This is a genomic window from Streptomyces sp. NPDC039430 (genome assembly GCF_055639435.1).
In genome coordinates this window covers 108,728-123,351 of sequence record NZ_JBVKAK010000002.1, presented here as the reverse complement: position 1 = coordinate 123,351, position 14,624 = coordinate 108,728, and the positions used below count along the sequence as shown (strand labels likewise).

Below are 14,624 nucleotides of genomic sequence, written 5' to 3'. Positions count from 1 at the left end.
CGCCCCTCAGCGAAGAAACGTTCCTTCAGGCAACAGCGCCACACCCGTAACGCCACACCGCACATCCCGCGTCCCGCCCGCGTGCCCCGTCACCGCGCGCCGGCCAGGACCAGCTGATCCAGCGTCGCAGCCACGGCCGGGACCCGCGCCAGATCGGGCAGAGTCAGCGCGACGATCTCCCGGTGGACACACGGCTCGACCGCGAGCACGCGGACGCCCTCGGTGCGTACGGACTCCATCGCCAGCTCCGGCAGCACCGCCACCCCCAGCCCCGCCGCGACCAGGCCGATCACGGCCGGATAGTCATCCGTCGCGAAGTCGATCCGGGGCGTGAATCCCGCCGCCTCGCAGGCGTCGACCAGTTGTGTACGGCAGCGCGGGCAGCCCGCGATCCAGGATTCCGCGGCCAGTTCGGCGATCGCGACCGCACCCGCGTCCGCGAGCCGGTGGCCCTCGGGGACCAGACCGACGAGCCGGTCGACGAGGAGCGGACGCACGGCGAGGTCGTCCCACTCGGCGCCGGAGCCGCCGTACCGGAACGCCAGCGCGATATCGCACTCGCCGTCCCGCAGCATCGCCGCCGAACTCGGCGGCTCGGCCTCGACCAGCGAGACCCGCGTGCCCGGATGGGCCGCGCGCAGGGCGGCCAGGGCGGTCGGCACCAGCGTGGAACTGCCGCTGGGGAAGGACACCAGCCTGACCCGGCCGGCCCGCAGCCCGGCGATGGCCGCGATCTCCTCCTCCGCCGCGGTGAGCCCGGCGAGGATGCCCGTCGCGTGCCGTACGAGCGCCTCGCCGGCCTGCGTCAACCGCATCTCGCGGCCCGTACGCACGATCAGGGGGGTGCCCGCGGAAGATTCGAGCGCCTTCATCTGCTGGCTGACGGCCGGCTGCGTACAGCCCAGCTCGCGCGCCGCCGCGGAGAAGGAGCCCGTGGCGGCCACGGTGCGCAGGACACGGAGATGACGGGCTTCGATCACCCTTCGACTATAAGCGACGCTTTGGGGTATTGCTCAATAACGGGTGGATCGTTTGAGATTGAGGCGGATAACGTGGCGCGTATGAAGCTTCTGACCGTAAATGTGGGGCGGCCGACGGCCGTGGAGTACACGGACAGTCCGGGCGGGGTCACCGGCATCGACAAGCGTCCGACGGACGGTGCCGTACGGGTGGCGGATCCCGGGCCCAGGGGCGAGGGCGCGAGCGGGGTCGCCGGTGACACGGTCTGCGATCTGCGCCATCACGGCGGCACCGACCAGGCGGTGTACGCGTTCGCGCGGGAGGATCTGGACTTCTGGGAGCGGGAATTGGGGCGGCCGCTGGCCAACGGCGCCTTCGGGGAGAACCTCACCACGTCCGGTCTGGACGTCATGGGCGCCAGGATCGGCGAGCGCTGGCGGATCGGCGCCGAAGTGGTGCTGGAGACGACGAGCGGGCGGATTCCGTGCCGTACGTTCCAGGGCTGGCTCGGCGAGAAGGGCTGGGTGCGGCGGTTCACCGGGCAGGCCGTGACCGGCGCGTATCTACGGGTCGTCACCCCCGGCGAGATCCGCGCGGGCGATCCGATCGAGATCGTCCACCGGCCGGACCATGACGTGACGGTGTCCCTGGCCTTCCGCGCCGCCACCACCGAGCGTGCGCTGCTGCCGCGGGTCCTCGCGGCCGGGGACGCCCTGCACGCGGGGGAGTTGAGGACGGCGCGGGAGTACGTCGAGAAGTACGGCGCGGGGGATACGGCGGGGAACGCCGCGAAGTAGCCCTTTCCCGGGCATCGCCGGGTCCGCCCGCGCAGGCACTAACGTGCCTGCCTATGACGACTGCTTTGATTACCGGCGCGACAGCGGGGATCGGCGCCGCCTTCGCTCGGCGGCTGGCCGCGGACGGCCACAATCTCGTCCTCGTGGCCCGTGACACCGAGCGATTGCGGGTCCAGGCCACCGAACTGCACGACCGGCACGGCATCGAGGCCGAGGTGCTGACCGCGGACCTCTCCACCGACGACGGGATCGCCTCGGTGGAGAGAAGGCTCTCGGACCGGAAGCAGCCGGTCGATCTGCTGGTCAACAACGCGGGGTTCGGCAACAAGGGACGGTTCCTCGACGTCTCGATGGCCGACGAGCTGACCATGCTGAAGGTGCACTGCGAGGCGGTGCTGCGGCTGACCTCGGCGGCGGTCCCGGGGATGAAGGCGCGCGGCCGGGGCGGAGTGGTCAATGTCGCGTCCGTGGCGGCGTTCGTACCGCGCGGGACGTACGGCGCCTCGAAGGCCTGGGTCGTGCAGTTCACCCAGGGCGCGGCGCGGGATCTGGCCGGGACGGGGGTACGGTTGATGGCGCTGTGCCCCGGTTTCGTACGGACCGAATTCCATGAGCGGGCCGGGATGGGCACGGACAACATCCCGGGCTGGATGTGGCTGGACGCGGACAAGCTGGTGGCCGCCGCGCTGGCGGACCTGGCGCGCGGCAAGACCGTGTCCGTACCGGATCCGCGCTACAAGGCGCTGATGGGAGCGGTGAAGCTGGCCCCGCGCGGGCTGCTGGGCGGGATCAGCTCGAAGACGGGCCGCAAGTACGGCCCGTCGTAGCCGCCGGCGGTCCCCACCGGCTCGCACCGCCGGCCCACACCGGCGGAACGCGCGGAACGCGCCGAGGCCCGGCACCCCGCGGAGGGGTACCGGGCCTCGGTGCGTTCGTCCGGCAGGACGCCTGCACCTCGGTCAGTGGCTGTGGCCGTGGCCGCCGTGGCCCGCGTCGGCCTCTTCCTCGGCCGGCTTCTCGACGACCAGGGTCTCGGTCGTGAGCAGCAGCGAGGCGATGGACGCGGCGTTCTCCAGGGCGGAGCGCGTGACCTTGACCGGGTCGATGACGCCGGCCTTCACCAGGTCGACGTACTCGCCGGTCGCGGCGTTGAAGCCGTGACCCTTGTCCAGCTCCGACACCTTGGAGGTGATGACGTAGCCCTCAAGGCCGGCGTTCTCGGCGATCCAGCGCAGCGGCTCGACCACGGCGCGGCGGACGACCGCGACACCGGTGGCCTCGTCGCCCTCCTTGCCGAGGTTGCCGTCGAGCACCTTGGCGGCGTGCACCAGAGCGGAGCCACCACCGGAGACGATGCCCTCCTCGACCGCGGCGCGGGTCGCGGAGATGGCGTCCTCCAGACGGTGCTTCTTCTCCTTCAGCTCCACCTCGGTGGCGGCGCCGACCTTGATCACGCACACGCCGCCGGCCAGCTTCGCGAGGCGCTCCTGGAGCTTCTCGCGGTCCCAGTCGGAGTCCGTGGACTCGATCTCGGCCTTGATCTGGTTGACGCGCCCGGCGACGTCGGCGGAGTTGCCGCCACCGTCGACGATGGTCGTGTCGTCCTTGGAGATGGTGACGCGGCGGGCGGAGCCCAGCACGTCCAGACCGGCCTGGTCGAGCTTGAGGCCGACCTCCTCGGCGATGACGGTCGCACCGGTGAGGGTGGCGATGTCGCCGAGCATGGCCTTGCGGCGGTCACCGAAGCCGGGGGCCTTCACCGCGACGGCGTTGAACGTGCCGCGGATCTTGTTGACGACGAGGGTGGAGAGCGCCTCGCCCTCGACATCCTCGGCGATGATCAGCAGCGGCTTGGAGCCACCCGCCTGGATGACCTTCTCCAGCAGCGGCAGCAGGTCCTGGATGCTGGCGATCTTGCCCTGGTGGACGAGGATGTACGGGTCGTCGAGGACGGCCTCCATACGCTCCTGGTCGGTCACCATGTACGGGGACAGGTAGCCCTTGTCGAAGGCCATGCCCTCGGTGAAGTCCAGCTCAAGACCGAAGGTGTTGGACTCCTCGACGGTGATGACACCGTCCTTGCCGACCTTGTCCATCGCCTCGGCGATCAGCTCGCCGACCTGCTCGTCCTGGGCGGAGAGCGCGGCGACGGCGGCGATGTCGGACTTGTCGTCGATCGGGCGGGCGGTCGCGAGGAGCTCCTCGGACACGGCCTTGACCGCGGCGTCGATGCCCTTCTTCAGGGCGGCCGGGGAAGCGCCCGCGGCGACGTTGCGCAGGCCCTCGCGGACCAGCGCCTGGGCCAGCACGGTGGCGGTGGTGGTGCCGTCACCCGCGATGTCGTTGGTCTTGGTCGCCACCTCCTTCACCAGCTGGGCGCCGAGGTTCTCGTACGGGTCGTCGATCTCGACCTCGCGGGCGATCGTGACACCGTCGTTGGTGATGGTCGGGGCGCCGAACTTCTTGTCGATGACGACATTGCGGCCCTTGGGGCCGATCGTCACCTTCACCGTGTCGGCAAGCTTGTTGACGCCGCGCTCAAGGGCGCGACGGGCGTCCTCGTCGAACTTCAGGATCTTCGCCATGGGAGCTTCTCTGTCCTCTCAATGAACTGCGCCCCTGTCCGCCCGGCAATCGCAGGGGGGCCAGGGGCGCAGTCCAAAAGCAATTAGGTGAATTACTTCTCGATGATCGCGAGTACGTCGCGAGCCGAGAGGACGAGGTATTCCTCGCCGCTGTACTTCACTTCGGTGCCGCCGTACTTGCTGTACAGAACGACGTCGCCGACGGAGACGTCGAGCGGAAGCCGCTCGCCGTTCTCGAATCGGCCCGGGCCCACGGCCAGGACGACGCCCTCCTGGGGCTTCTCCTTGGCGGTGTCCGGGATAACCAGGCCAGAGGCCGTGGTCTGCTCGGCGTCGAGCGGCTGGACCACAATGCGGTCCTCGAGCGGCTTGATGGCAACCTTGGTGCTGGCGGTCGTCACGATCCGACCTCCCCCTTCGGAGATCTCACGGGGTTAACTGTCTGAGGGTGGCGACCAGATAGATCCGTCGTCGCGGGTGCCGGACCTGCCAGTCGCGCTTTGGCACTCTCCAGTGGGGAGTGCCAGACCAGAGACTATGACTGCGATTAGCACTCGGTCAAGCGGAGTGCCAATGAGCGCGGTCGTGGCGGATCTTTCCCTCCTACGGAAACGCGGCTCCGGGAGCCGGGGTTCCGTACGAGCCGGGCAGGACCGAGGGGCAGTGCCGCAGCGGTGGCGAGGGCGGCGAGGGCGTGGAAAGCAGCGGGGACGGCGGCGCGAGCGGGTGCGCCAGCGGCGGTGCGGGCGAGGGCGCGGGTGACATCTCGTGCAGTCCGCAGACGGGGCGTACGGGAGCGTCCGGCGCGGACGGGTCCATGGACGGATCCGCGGACGGCGACACAGACGCGTCCACGGACGGGTCCGTGGACGCGTTGGTGGACGGGTTCGTGGACGGGGACATCGATCCCGGGCCAGGACCCGGCAGCGGCACGGGCACCCGGGACGGGTCCGAGTGGTGCGGGCTCACCCCCTGCGCCGCCTTGCGGCCGAGCCGTTCGATCGGGTCCATCGGGTCCATCACGTCGGCCGACTGCGCGCAGCCGGCCGCGAGGAGCGCACCGGCGGCCAGCACCCCGGCCAGCAGCCGGTGCGCGGGCCTCATACGTAGTCCTCCAGCTTGCCGACGGCGTAACCCTTGTCCGTGACGACCTTCATCACATGGCGGATCATGTCGGGCATGGTGCCCTTCCACTCGTCCCGCCCGCGGAAGTGGGTCAGGATGATGTCGCCGGGGTGCATGTCCCGGTCCCACTCGCGCCACTCCATGTGGTCGGGGTACGCCTCGGACGCCCAGATCGGCGCGGCCTTGATCCCGCACTCCTTGGCGGCGCGCAGCGTGTCGGCGTTGTAGTTGCCGTACGGCGGCCGGAAGAGCGTGGGCCGCTTCCCGTAGTTCTTCTCCAGCAGGTCCTGCTGGCCGCAGATCTCGTGCTTCTGCTCCTCGTACGACAGACCGGGCATGTACGGGTGGTTGAGGGTGTGATTCTGGATGGCGACCCCGCGGTCCCGCATCTGCCTGAAGTAGCCGTAGTTGTCATTGATGACGTAATCGCTGAGGAAAGCGGTGTACGGGATCTTCAGCTCGCTCATCATCCGCAGCAGCTCGGGGTCCTTCTCCGAGCCGTCGTCCATCGTCAGGAAGACGACCTTCTTGCCGTCGACCGGGACGGTGGTGAACAGCGGCGGCAGGTCCTCGCCGCCTTCGACCTCGAAGCCCTCGCGCGTGCTGATATCCGGCTTGACGGCGGGCGGCCGGGGCGCGGGCAGGGGGGTGCTCGCGAGCCCCCACTTCTTCGCCGCGACCGCGCGTGCGGCCTGGGTGCGGCGTACGTTCTCGGGCGCGTAGAGCGCGTCCAGTTCGGCGGCTTTCAGCTCGTGCGGCGCCCCGGCGGCGGCCTGGCCCGGCTTCCCGGCGGCGGACGCGCCGTGTGCGGACTTCACCGGTTCACCGGATCCGGCGGCGCATCCCGAGCCGAGGGCGGCGACCAGCAGTGTGACCAGGACCGTACGGCCGCGCCATCGTCCGCATCCCGGTGCACGGTATGCGGCTTGCATGATCGTTTCTTCTTTTTGTCGTACTAGCTGCATGGCGTCGCATCCTGTCAGCGCGCGGAGCCTCCGGTCGCCCGACACCGCCGCCCCGGCGCGTACCGTCCCCCGGCTGGCCCACAATGGACCGGGTGACCGACCGCGCCTCCTCCCCCGCCGCCTCGCCCCCTGCCGTACCGGCTCCTCCCACGCCGCTCCTCGCGCCCCTTCTCTCCGCCGAGGGACAGGCCCTGCTCGCCGAACTGCGCGACCACGACCCGGCTCAGGAGCTCGCCCTCGCCACGCGGCTGCGCCGTGAGCATCCGGCCGAGCTGGTGTCGGCGGCGCTGGCGCAGGCGCGGCTGCGGCAGCGCGCGGTGGCGAAGTTCGGCGCGGAGGACGCGTACCGCATGTACTTCACGCCGAACGGCGTCGAACAGGCCACGCGCGGCAGCGTCGCCGCCCACCGGGCCGCCCGCTTCCGCGCACTCGCACCGGACGCACGGGTCACGGACCTCTGCTGCGGCATCGGCGGCGACGCGATCGAGCTGGCCCGCGCGGGCCTCGCCGTGACCGCGGTCGATCTCGACCCACTGACCTGCGAGATCGCCCTCACCAATGTGCGCACCCTGGCGCCGGACGACCCGCCCGTGGCCGTGACCAGGGCGGATGTCCTGGAGTACGACACGACCGGGGCCGACGCCCTCTTCATCGACCCCGCGCGGCGCGGCGGCCGGGGACGGATCTTCGATCCGGAGGCCTACTCACCGCCGCTGTCCTGGGCGGTCGACGCGGTACGGCGGGCCGGCGCGGGCGCGGTCAAGATCGCGCCCGGCATCCCGCACGAACTGATCCCCGACGACTTCGAGGCCGAGTGGATCTCGGACGGCGGCGACGTGAAGGAAGCCGTGCTCTGGCACCGACGTGAGGGCGGGCGCGGAAACGGAAACGTGGACGGAGGCGGGGGCGGGGGCATGCGCGACGGACTGGCGAGCGTCGTCCCCGGCACACGCCGCGCCACCCTCCTGCCGTCCGGCGCCACCCTCACCGGGCGCGGTCTGCCCGATCCGCCGGTCCGGCCGGTCGGCCGTTTCCTGTACGAGCCGGACGGCGCCGTCATCCGCGCGCATCTGGTCGCCGAGGTCGCGGAGGACCTGGACGGCGGGCTGATCGACGAGACGATCGCGTACATCACGGCCGACGAACCGCGCCGGAGCGCGTTCGCCACGGCCTACGAGATCACCGACCAACTCCCCTTCGGCCTCAAGAAGCTGAAGGCCCTGCTGCGCGAGCGCGAGGTCGGCGTACTGACCGTGAAGAAGCGCGGCTCGGCGGTGGAGCCCGAGGAGTTGCGCCGCCGCCTCAAACTCAAAGGCCCCCACGCGACGACGGTCTTCCTCACCAGGGTCGCGGGCGCCCCGACGATGCTCATCGGCCACCCGGTCGCATAGGCCCCGTGTGGAGACCCGGCGTACCCACGGGCTCAGTGCAGGCCCGTCGGTTCAGGCCCGTCGGTTCAGGCCCGTCAGTTCAGGTCGGTCAGCTCGTCCGCGTAGATCTGTGACAGCGGCTGCGGGCCGATGTACTGCTGGCAGTTGCACTGCCGGCGCTCGTACCGCAGGGGCTTCTTGTTCTCGTCCCACTCCATCGGCACCTCCACGTCCTCGTGGCACTTGCCCCGCCGGTCGTGCTTCGCCAGATGGTGCGAGCAGCCGCAGACGGGCTCCGGGGGCTTGTTGGCCTGCTCGATGGCCAGCCGTTCGTGCTCCTGGAGCTTGAGACGCTCAATTCTTCGTTCGTGCCGGGTCCGCAGCGCTGTACGGCCCGTGTCGGCCATCCAGCCGAAGCCGCCCACGATGAAGAAGACGAAAATCCACCAAACCCATTCCATCCGCCGCCCCTTAACCCTGAATGGCGCATGCGTTCCCTCCTCAGGATAGGACGGACACGGTAAGAGCGGCCTCAGCGATGCGCGCCTCCGCCGCCACGGATCAGCTCCGGCCCCGTAAACCACTCTGACCAGCACTGATGCCGGACGGACGGGACCAGTCCGAGCAGACCGGTCACCAGGAGGGTCCCGCCGAGCCCCAGCGCGTACGCCGTCTCCCCCAGCGCGACCGACTCGCGCCCGGTCGCGCCCCCGCTCATGGCCTCGATCAGGGCCCGGCCCGTCACCCACATCCCCACCAGGCACAGCAGCACCGAGGGCAGCAGCCACATCACGGACCGCCGGTGCGCGCCCAGACGTATGTCCGTCACACGTTCCGGGGCGAACTCCGCCCAGGCGGCCAGCCGCTCCCGTATGAGACGGCCCCGGCTCAGCCAGAAGCCGACCACGACCGCCGCCACGACCAGGAGGACCGCCGCGAGGCCCAGCGAGACCACCCCGGTCATCAGGCCGAGACCGCCGCCCTCGAAGCTCTGGATCGCCGTCCCGACGGCCGCCCAGCCGACCACGGCGAGCGCCCCTGTCAGCCAGAGCGTCACCAGGCGTCCGAGGGAGAGACCGCGTCTGCTCAGCTCCACCATGGCCTGGGTCCGCTCGGCGAGCAGCGCGGCGTGATCGGGCCACGGGCCCGGCTCCTCGGACGGCGGGGGCGGCGGCAGCGGAGCGCGGCTGATCATTCGCCAGAGGTTAGCGGTGCGGAGCGGCGCCGCCGGAGCGGGGCCCGGCGCGCGGTACCCGGCGCGGGACGCGAGGCCCGGCGCGGGACGCGAGGCCCGGCGAGGCCGGACAGCCCGCGCGCGGCCGCCCCGCGCGGGCTGTCCGGTCAGACCTGTTCCGTCGGCCTGATCAGCATCTCGTTGACCGCCACCCGGCGCGGCCGGGTCACGATGTACTCGATCGCCTCCGCGATGTCCTCCGGCCGCAGGCTCTCCATCCCGCCGTACCAGGCCTCGATGGTGTCGCGGACCCCGTCCCTGATGTGGTGGGTCAGCTCCGTGACCACCGCGCCCGGCTCCACCGCGCTCACCCGTACGTGCTTGCCCGCCAGCTCCTGGCGCAGCGCCTCGCTGACCGCCGCCACCCCGAACTTCGTCAGGTTGTAGACCGCCGCTCCGGCGGTGGCCACCCGTCCCGCGACGGAGCTGATGTTCACCAGGTCGGCGACCCCGCGCGGCCCGTCGGCCGCGGCCGACACCAGGTGCGGCAGCGCGGTGTGCGTCACCCGGAGCAGCGCCGACAGATTGAGGTCGACCATCCGCTGCCACTCCGTGAGCGGGGTGTCCAGCGCGGGCCCGAGCAGCATCACGCCCGCGTTGTTCACGACGGTGTCCAGCCGGCCCAGTTCCTCCACGACCCGGGTGACGACCGCCTCGCCCTCGCCCGCCTCGGTGATGTCCGCGCCGAACGCGTGCGCGGCGCCGCCCGCGTCCCGGATACGTGCCACGAGATCGTCGAGCCGGTCCTTGCGGCGGGCCACGACGGCGACCGACGCGCCCCCGGCGGCCAGGGACAGAGCCGTCGCCTCACCGATACCGCTGCTCGCGCCGGTGACCAGCGCGACCGTTCCGTCCAAGCGTCCGCTCATCGTCTGTTCCACTCTCTCTTTCCCGCTGAGTCCGTTTGTGGTCCGTGCGTCTGTCGCATCAGTCGCGCCTGTCGCATCAGTCGCGCCTGTCACTCCTGGCGCGACCGTCGCGCCTGTCGACGTCATTCGCGGGTGTCCGAGACCCAGTTCGGGTCGTCGTTGTCCGAACGGCGCCCCACCACACCCGCGGCCAGGCCGCTCAGCAGCCCCAGCTGCTCCACGTCGAGAACGACGTCCAGCGACCCGATGTTCTCATCGACCCGGGCGGCCCGCCGCGTACCCGGGATCGGGACCACCGGCAGTCCGAACCGCTGCCCCTGCGCACGGAGCCAGGCCAGCGCCACCTGCGCGGGGGTGGCGCCCAGCTCGGCCGCGAGGCCCTGGACCGCGCGGACGACGGCCTGGTTGCGGTCGAAGGCGTCCCCCGAGAAGCGGGCCAGCCCCGCGCGCCAGTCACCGGCCAGCGCGGCCCGGTCCGTGAGCGTGCCGGTGAGGAATCCGCGTCCCAGCGGCGCGTACGGCACGAACCCCACGCCCAGCCCGGCCGCCGCCGGCACCACCGCACGCTCCACATCGCGGCTCCAGAGCGACCACTCGCTCTGCACGGCCGCGATCGGATGTGTGGCGTGTGCCCGCCGCAGCTCGTCGGCGGTCACCTCGGACAGTCCCAGATGCCGGACCTTGCCCTGCTCGACCAGCTCCGCCATGGCTCCCACCGTCTCCTCGACGGGGACGGAGACGTCGCGGCGGTGCAGGTAGTACAGGTCGATGGTGTCGACGCCCAGCCGCTCCAGCGTCGCGTCCGCGCAGGCCCGTACGTACGCGGCGTCCCCGCGCGTCGTCATCCCCTCCGTGCCCATGCCGGACTCGCCGAGGACGATGCCGAACTTGCTGGCCACGGTCACTTCCGCGCGCCGCTCGGCGAGGAGCCGTCCGACGAGGCGCTCGTTCTGTCCCGCGCCGTACACATCGGCCGTGTCGATGAACGTCACGCCACGGTCGAGCGCGTGGTGCAGGGTGGCCAGGGACTCCGACTCCTCGGCGGGGCCGTAGACGTCGGACAGGCCCATCGCTCCGTAGCCGAGCACGCTGACCGCGAGCCCGTCGCCGAGTGTGGTGGTGGGGACACGCGTCATCGTCGTATTCCTTGGGGATCGGGGAGGGATCGAAGAGGGGTGGGGCAGGGGGCCGGGCGGGAGGGCCGGACGGTGCCGGCCGCCGCTCCCTCCACACAACCACCGCGCGTCGCCTCCCGCACCACCTCGGCCGCACCCTGCCCGGACCGGGACACGGCAGGCCCCGGGCACTCCCCGACCAGGTCTGACAGACCCACCTTCGCCCGCCCGTACGCTCCCCTCGTACGGCTACAGTCGTTCGAATGGAGCGCAACGCGGAACTGCGGGATTTCCTCCGCACCAGGCGCGCCCGGATCACCCCGGAGCAGGCCGGCGTACAACCGCATCCGGGCCCGCGCCGGGTGCCCGGACTGCGGCGCGAGGAAGTGGCGTATCTGGCGGGCGTCAGCGCCGACTACTACGGACGCCTGGAGCAGGGCCGTCATCTCAACATCTCCGACAGCGTCCTGGACGCCGTCGCGCGCGCCCTGCGGCTGAACGCCATCGAGCGCGACCATCTCATCGAGCTGGCCCGGCCGCCCCGGGGCCACTCCCGCCGCGGATCACCCGCCGCGCAGCGGATCAGGCCGGGACTGGCCGCCCTGCTGGCGAGCCTCGACCACGTACCGATGTTCCTGATCGGTCACCGGATGGACGTCCTCGCCTCCAACCAGCTGGCGCACGCGGTGCTCACCGATTTCGACGCGCTGCCCGCCGGTGAGCGCAACTTCGCCCGCTATGTCTTCCTCGACCCCACCGCGCGCGAGCGGTACGCGGAGTGGGCGGAGATGGCGGAGGACTGCGTCGCCAATCTGCGCCGTTACAGCGGTCTCTTCCCGCACGATCCCCGACTGGCCGCGCTGATCGGCGAGTTGTCCGTCCGGGACGCGGACTTCCGGCGCTGGTGGGCCGATTACAACGTCCGGTACGCCACGCACAGGACGAAGCACGTACGGCATCCCGCGGTCGGTGACCTGGTCCTCCACTGCGAGACGCTGGCCTTCCCCGACGAGCCCGACCAACTGCTCAACCTCCTCAGCCCCGAGCCGGGTTCGGCCTCGGCCGAGTCGCTGCGGCTGCTCGGCTCGCTGAGCGCGCCTCCGGTTACCGTGAGCGCTTCCGCGAGTGTCAGACGGTCCGGGCGGGGCACGGCCGGGTAGTTTCGGGGCGATCGAGCCGAACGAGGTCCGCCCATGTCACCGCTGTCCCTCGCGTACCTCCTGAGACGGCTGCTGGGCAGTGAGCGCTGGCAGCGGCTGCATGTGCGAGCGGCTGCCTGGGCCACGCTGGCCGTCGTCGTGATCCTGCTGGCCGGCTCCTGGATCATCGTCCCGTTCGAGGTGTCGGCGCCGCACGCGACCATCACGTCCTTCCCCCTCGCTCTGTGGTGGTCGATCGAGACGGCGACCACCGTGGGGTACGGGGATCTGTATCCCGTCACCGCGCCGGGGCGCGTCATCGCCAGTGTGGTGATGCTCGCCGGGATCTCCGTGTTCAGCATCGTGACGGCGTCCGTCGCCACCTGGTTCGTCGGCGGGGCCGCCCGGCACGCGCGTCAGCTGGCGCTGGCCGTCGAACACGCGGAGCGCGAGGGGAGGGCGGGCGTCTCGGAGGAGACACGCGCGCTCCACGAACGCTTCGACCGTCTGGAGCGCCTGCTCATGGACCGCGACGGCCCCGCGCCCCCGCAGGACCACTGATCCGCTGATCGCGCTAATCCGCCGCGACCGACTCGAAGCGCCAGCGGTGGGGCGGGCGGGCGAGGAGCTCCGGGGGCGGGGACGGGAGTTCCGGGAGATCCGCGTCGTAGGGGGCGTCCCACCAGATGATGGCCAGGACGCGGTCCTGGGGGGCGCGCAGGAGTTCGCGGCGGAGGGGGGCGTCCGGCAGTTCCCGCGACCGCGACCGCGCCCACTCCAGCAGCTCCGCGCCCCGGCCCGGTGCCGCTTTCGCCTCCCACATCAGCGCGACCGTCATGAGTACAGGTTGTCCTTCGCCACTTCATGCACATGGTCGTGATCGTGCTGGTGGTCGTGCGTCTCCCCCGGCACATGCGGTTCCGTCACCGGCAGCGACGAGTCCGCCGACAGCTCCCAGTCCGACGCCGGCCGGTTGCGCGCCACCATCTCCGCGCCCAGCGCCGCCACCATCGCGCCGTTGTCCGTGCACAGCCCCGGGCGCGGCACCCGCAGCCGGATACCCGCCCGCTCACAGCGCTCCTGCGCGAGCGCGCGCAGCCGGGAGTTGGCCGCGACGCCGCCGCCGATCATCAGATGGTCGACGCCCTCGTCCTTGCAGGCACGGACGGCCTTCCGGGTCAGTACGTCGACCACCGCCTCCTGGAACGAGGCCGCCACATCCCGTACGGGCACCTCCTCGCCCGCGTTCCGCTTCGCCTCGATCCAGCGGGCCACCGAGGTCTTCAGGCCCGAGAAGGAGAAGTCGTACGGCGCGTCGCGCGGCCCGGTCAGACCGCGCGGGAACGCGATCGCGGACGGGTCGCCCTCCCTCGCCAGCCGGTCGATCACCGGACCGCCGGGGAACCCCAGCTGGAGCACCCGCGCGATCTTGTCGAACGCCTCGCCCGCCGCGTCGTCGATCGTCGCGCCCATCGGCCGCACATCGGCCGTGATGTCCGGCGCGAGCAGCAGCGACGAGTGGCCGCCGCTGACCAGCAGCGCCATGGTGGGCTCGGGCAGCCGGCCGTGTTCCAGCTGGTCGACGCAGATGTGGGAGGCCAGGTGGTTCACCCCGTACAGCGGCTTGCCCAGCGCGTACGCGTACGTCTTCGCCGCCGAGACACCGACCAGCAGCGCGCCCGCGAGACCGGGGCCCGCGGTCACGGCGATCCCGTCCAGATCGCGCGCGGAGACCCCCGCCTCCTTCAGCGCGCGCTCGATCGTCGGCACCATCGCCTCCAGATGCGCGCGGGAGGCGACCTCCGGCACCACACCGCCGTAGCGCGCGTGCTCGTCGACGCTCGACGCGATGGCGTCGGCGAGCAGGGTCGTCCCCCGCACGATCCCGACGCCGGTCTCGTCGCAGGAGGTCTCGATACCGAGGACGAGGGGTTCGTCAGCCATGGGTCTCAGTTCCTTGATGGGTCTTCACGTGGTGGCGCATGACGAGCGCGTCGACATTGCCCGGCTGGTAGTAGCCGCGCCGGAACCCGATCGGCTCGAAGCCGAACCGCTCGTACAGCCGCTGCGCGCGGACGTTGTCCACCCGCACTTCGAGCAGCACCTCCTCGCACTCGAAGGCGGTGGCGTGCTGGAGCAGATCGGTGAGCAGCCGGGAGCCGAGGCCGGTGCCCCACTGGTCGCGGGCGGCGGCGATGGTCTGTACGTCGCCGAGTCCGCCGGCGGCGGCGAGTCCCGCGTAGCCGACGATCCGGGCGCTTCCGGGGTCCGTTGCCTCGGCCACCACATAGCGGCGGGTGGCCCGGGGGCCGCGCGCGTGGGCCAGTTCCGACCAGAACATGCCCGGGGACCAGGCGTCCTCGGGGAAGAGTTCGCGTTCGAGCGCGAGCACCGGCTCGATGTCCCACCAGCGCATCTCGCGCAGGGCGACGACGGGAGCCGCGGCCCCTGCCGCACCGGCCGCA

Annotated in this window: 17 protein-coding genes; 5 read left to right on the top strand and 12 right to left on the bottom strand. The window is 71.4% G+C overall.

Translation table 11 applies throughout. The features are described 5' to 3' along the window. Nucleotides 1-89: 89 nt before the first annotated feature. Entirely contained in the window at nucleotides 90-980 is an 891-nt protein-coding gene (locus tag ACZ7LS_RS05565) for a LysR family transcriptional regulator (protein ID WP_382520468.1), read from the bottom strand. An 81-nt stretch (nucleotides 981-1,061) separates the two neighbouring features. Here ACZ7LS_RS05565 and ACZ7LS_RS05560 point away from each other — a divergent pair, with 81 nt between their 5' ends. Together ACZ7LS_RS05560 and ACZ7LS_RS05555 are read left to right on the top strand one after the other, a co-directional pair. Continuing rightward, on the top strand, nucleotides 1,062-1,757 hold the full coding sequence (locus tag ACZ7LS_RS05560; RefSeq protein ID WP_385131803.1) for an MOSC domain-containing protein: 696 nt from the start codon (nucleotides 1,062-1,064) through the stop codon (nucleotides 1,755-1,757). Nucleotides 1,758-1,810: 53 nt separating this feature from the next. After that, the gene (locus ACZ7LS_RS05555; protein WP_356515729.1) at nucleotides 1,811-2,584 is read left to right on the top strand and encodes an SDR family NAD(P)-dependent oxidoreductase; all 774 of its coding nucleotides are present in this window, start codon (nucleotides 1,811-1,813) and stop codon (nucleotides 2,582-2,584) included. Nucleotides 2,585-2,716: 132 nt separating this feature from the next. On the opposite strand, the gene groL is transcribed toward ACZ7LS_RS05555, so the two are convergent. The 4 genes from groL to ACZ7LS_RS05535 all read right to left on the bottom strand — a co-directional run bounded on the left by groL (nucleotide 2,717) and on the right by ACZ7LS_RS05535 (nucleotide 6,432). After that, nucleotides 2,717-4,342 carry a chaperonin GroEL gene (groL, locus tag ACZ7LS_RS05550; protein ID WP_129770822.1) on the bottom strand — a complete coding sequence of 542 codons (1,626 nt, stop codon included), beginning with the start codon at nucleotides 4,340-4,342 and terminating at the stop codon, nucleotides 2,717-2,719. Between the two features lie 92 nt (nucleotides 4,343-4,434). After that, nucleotides 4,435-4,743: a co-chaperone GroES gene (gene groES / locus ACZ7LS_RS05545; RefSeq protein WP_023539274.1), complete on the bottom strand. Its 309-nt coding sequence runs from the start codon at nucleotides 4,741-4,743 to the stop codon at nucleotides 4,435-4,437. A gap of 202 nt (nucleotides 4,744-4,945) precedes the next feature. Beyond that, on the bottom strand, nucleotides 4,946-5,446 hold the full coding sequence (locus ACZ7LS_RS05540) for a hypothetical protein (RefSeq protein WP_385131800.1): 501 nt from the start codon (nucleotides 5,444-5,446) through the stop codon (nucleotides 4,946-4,948). Next, the gene (locus tag ACZ7LS_RS05535; protein WP_382520461.1) at nucleotides 5,443-6,432 is read right to left on the bottom strand and encodes a polysaccharide deacetylase family protein; all 990 of its coding nucleotides are present in this window, start codon (nucleotides 6,430-6,432) and stop codon (nucleotides 5,443-5,445) included. The genes ACZ7LS_RS05540 and ACZ7LS_RS05535 overlap by 4 nt, the downstream gene beginning before the upstream one ends. Nucleotides 6,433-6,515: 83 nt before the next feature. On the opposite strand from ACZ7LS_RS05535, the gene ACZ7LS_RS05530 reads away from it, so the two are divergent. Then, the gene (locus ACZ7LS_RS05530; protein ID WP_382668362.1) at nucleotides 6,516-7,823 is read left to right on the top strand and encodes a class I SAM-dependent methyltransferase; all 1,308 of its coding nucleotides are present in this window, start codon (nucleotides 6,516-6,518) and stop codon (nucleotides 7,821-7,823) included. A 74-nt stretch (nucleotides 7,824-7,897) separates the two neighbouring features. Here the strand turns inward: ACZ7LS_RS05530 and ACZ7LS_RS05525 are convergent, their stop codons facing one another. The 4 genes from ACZ7LS_RS05525 to ACZ7LS_RS05510 all read right to left on the bottom strand — a co-directional run bounded on the left by ACZ7LS_RS05525 (nucleotide 7,898) and on the right by ACZ7LS_RS05510 (nucleotide 11,041). After that, nucleotides 7,898-8,263, bottom strand: coding sequence for a hypothetical protein (locus ACZ7LS_RS05525; RefSeq protein ID WP_382520458.1), 366 nt, complete (start codon nucleotides 8,261-8,263; stop codon nucleotides 7,898-7,900). A 71-nt stretch (nucleotides 8,264-8,334) separates the two neighbouring features. Continuing rightward, complete coding sequence (locus ACZ7LS_RS05520; RefSeq protein WP_382520457.1) at nucleotides 8,335-8,997, bottom strand: hypothetical protein; 663 nt, start codon at nucleotides 8,995-8,997, stop codon at nucleotides 8,335-8,337. Between the two features lie 146 nt (nucleotides 8,998-9,143). Then, nucleotides 9,144-9,905, bottom strand: coding sequence for an SDR family NAD(P)-dependent oxidoreductase (locus ACZ7LS_RS05515; protein WP_385131795.1), 762 nt, complete (start codon nucleotides 9,903-9,905; stop codon nucleotides 9,144-9,146). 122 nt (nucleotides 9,906-10,027) lie between these two features. Further along, on the bottom strand, nucleotides 10,028-11,041 hold the full coding sequence (locus ACZ7LS_RS05510; RefSeq protein WP_382520453.1) for an aldo/keto reductase: 1,014 nt from the start codon (nucleotides 11,039-11,041) through the stop codon (nucleotides 10,028-10,030). A gap of 242 nt (nucleotides 11,042-11,283) precedes the next feature. Here ACZ7LS_RS05510 and ACZ7LS_RS05505 point away from each other — a divergent pair, with 242 nt between their 5' ends. Then, the gene (locus tag ACZ7LS_RS05505; protein ID WP_385131792.1) at nucleotides 11,284-12,180 is read left to right on the top strand and encodes a helix-turn-helix transcriptional regulator; all 897 of its coding nucleotides are present in this window, start codon (nucleotides 11,284-11,286) and stop codon (nucleotides 12,178-12,180) included. 33 nt (nucleotides 12,181-12,213) lie between these two features. Then, on the top strand, nucleotides 12,214-12,720 hold the full coding sequence (locus tag ACZ7LS_RS05500; RefSeq protein ID WP_385131789.1) for a potassium channel family protein: 507 nt from the start codon (nucleotides 12,214-12,216) through the stop codon (nucleotides 12,718-12,720). A 13-nt stretch (nucleotides 12,721-12,733) separates the two neighbouring features. Here ACZ7LS_RS05500 and ACZ7LS_RS05495 read toward each other — a convergent pair whose 3' ends face one another. The 3 genes from ACZ7LS_RS05495 to rimI are packed head-to-tail and all read right to left on the bottom strand — an operon-like array spanning nucleotide 12,734 to nucleotide 14,575. Beyond that, a complete protein-coding gene (locus ACZ7LS_RS05495; protein WP_385131787.1) occupies nucleotides 12,734-12,997 on the bottom strand; it encodes a hypothetical protein in 264 nt (87 codons plus the stop codon). After that, a complete protein-coding gene (gene tsaD, locus ACZ7LS_RS05490; RefSeq protein WP_382520445.1) occupies nucleotides 12,994-14,103 on the bottom strand; it encodes a tRNA (adenosine(37)-N6)-threonylcarbamoyltransferase complex transferase subunit TsaD in 1,110 nt (369 codons plus the stop codon). Before tsaD ends, ACZ7LS_RS05495 begins: the two co-directional genes overlap by 4 nt. Further along, nucleotides 14,096-14,575, bottom strand: coding sequence for a ribosomal protein S18-alanine N-acetyltransferase (gene rimI / locus ACZ7LS_RS05485; protein WP_382520717.1), 480 nt, complete (start codon nucleotides 14,573-14,575; stop codon nucleotides 14,096-14,098). Before rimI ends, tsaD begins: the two co-directional genes overlap by 8 nt. Between the last annotated feature and the right edge of the window lie 49 nt (nucleotides 14,576-14,624).

Coding starts and splice junctions, on each gene's coding strand:
- ACZ7LS_RS05505 (WP_385131792.1), top strand. CDS start 11,284: ATGGAGCGCAACGCGGAACTGCGGGATTTCCTCCGCACCAGGCGCGCC.
- ACZ7LS_RS05530 (WP_382668362.1), top strand. CDS start 6,516: ATGGACCGGGTGACCGACCGCGCCTCCTCCCCCGCCGCCTCGCCCCCT.
- ACZ7LS_RS05500 (WP_385131789.1), top strand. CDS start 12,214: ATGTCACCGCTGTCCCTCGCGTACCTCCTGAGACGGCTGCTGGGCAGT.
- ACZ7LS_RS05495 (WP_385131787.1), bottom strand. CDS start 12,997: ATGACGGTCGCGCTGATGTGGGAGGCGAAAGCGGCACCGGGCCGGGGC.
- ACZ7LS_RS05555 (WP_356515729.1), top strand. CDS start 1,811: ATGACGACTGCTTTGATTACCGGCGCGACAGCGGGGATCGGCGCCGCC.
- ACZ7LS_RS05520 (WP_382520457.1), bottom strand. CDS start 8,997: ATGATCAGCCGCGCTCCGCTGCCGCCGCCCCCGCCGTCCGAGGAGCCG.
- ACZ7LS_RS05510 (WP_382520453.1), bottom strand. CDS start 11,041: ATGACGCGTGTCCCCACCACCACACTCGGCGACGGGCTCGCGGTCAGC.
- tsaD (WP_382520445.1), bottom strand. CDS start 14,103: ATGGCTGACGAACCCCTCGTCCTCGGTATCGAGACCTCCTGCGACGAG.
- ACZ7LS_RS05540 (WP_385131800.1), bottom strand. CDS start 5,446: ATGAGGCCCGCGCACCGGCTGCTGGCCGGGGTGCTGGCCGCCGGTGCG.
- ACZ7LS_RS05560 (WP_385131803.1), top strand. CDS start 1,062: ATGAAGCTTCTGACCGTAAATGTGGGGCGGCCGACGGCCGTGGAGTAC.
- groL (WP_129770822.1), bottom strand. CDS start 4,342: ATGGCGAAGATCCTGAAGTTCGACGAGGACGCCCGTCGCGCCCTTGAG.
- ACZ7LS_RS05515 (WP_385131795.1), bottom strand. CDS start 9,905: ATGAGCGGACGCTTGGACGGAACGGTCGCGCTGGTCACCGGCGCGAGC.
- ACZ7LS_RS05525 (WP_382520458.1), bottom strand. CDS start 8,263: ATGGAATGGGTTTGGTGGATTTTCGTCTTCTTCATCGTGGGCGGCTTC.
- rimI (WP_382520717.1), bottom strand. CDS start 14,575: ATGCGCTGGTGGGACATCGAGCCGGTGCTCGCGCTCGAACGCGAACTC.
- ACZ7LS_RS05535 (WP_382520461.1), bottom strand. CDS start 6,432: ATGCAGCTAGTACGACAAAAAGAAGAAACGATCATGCAAGCCGCATAC.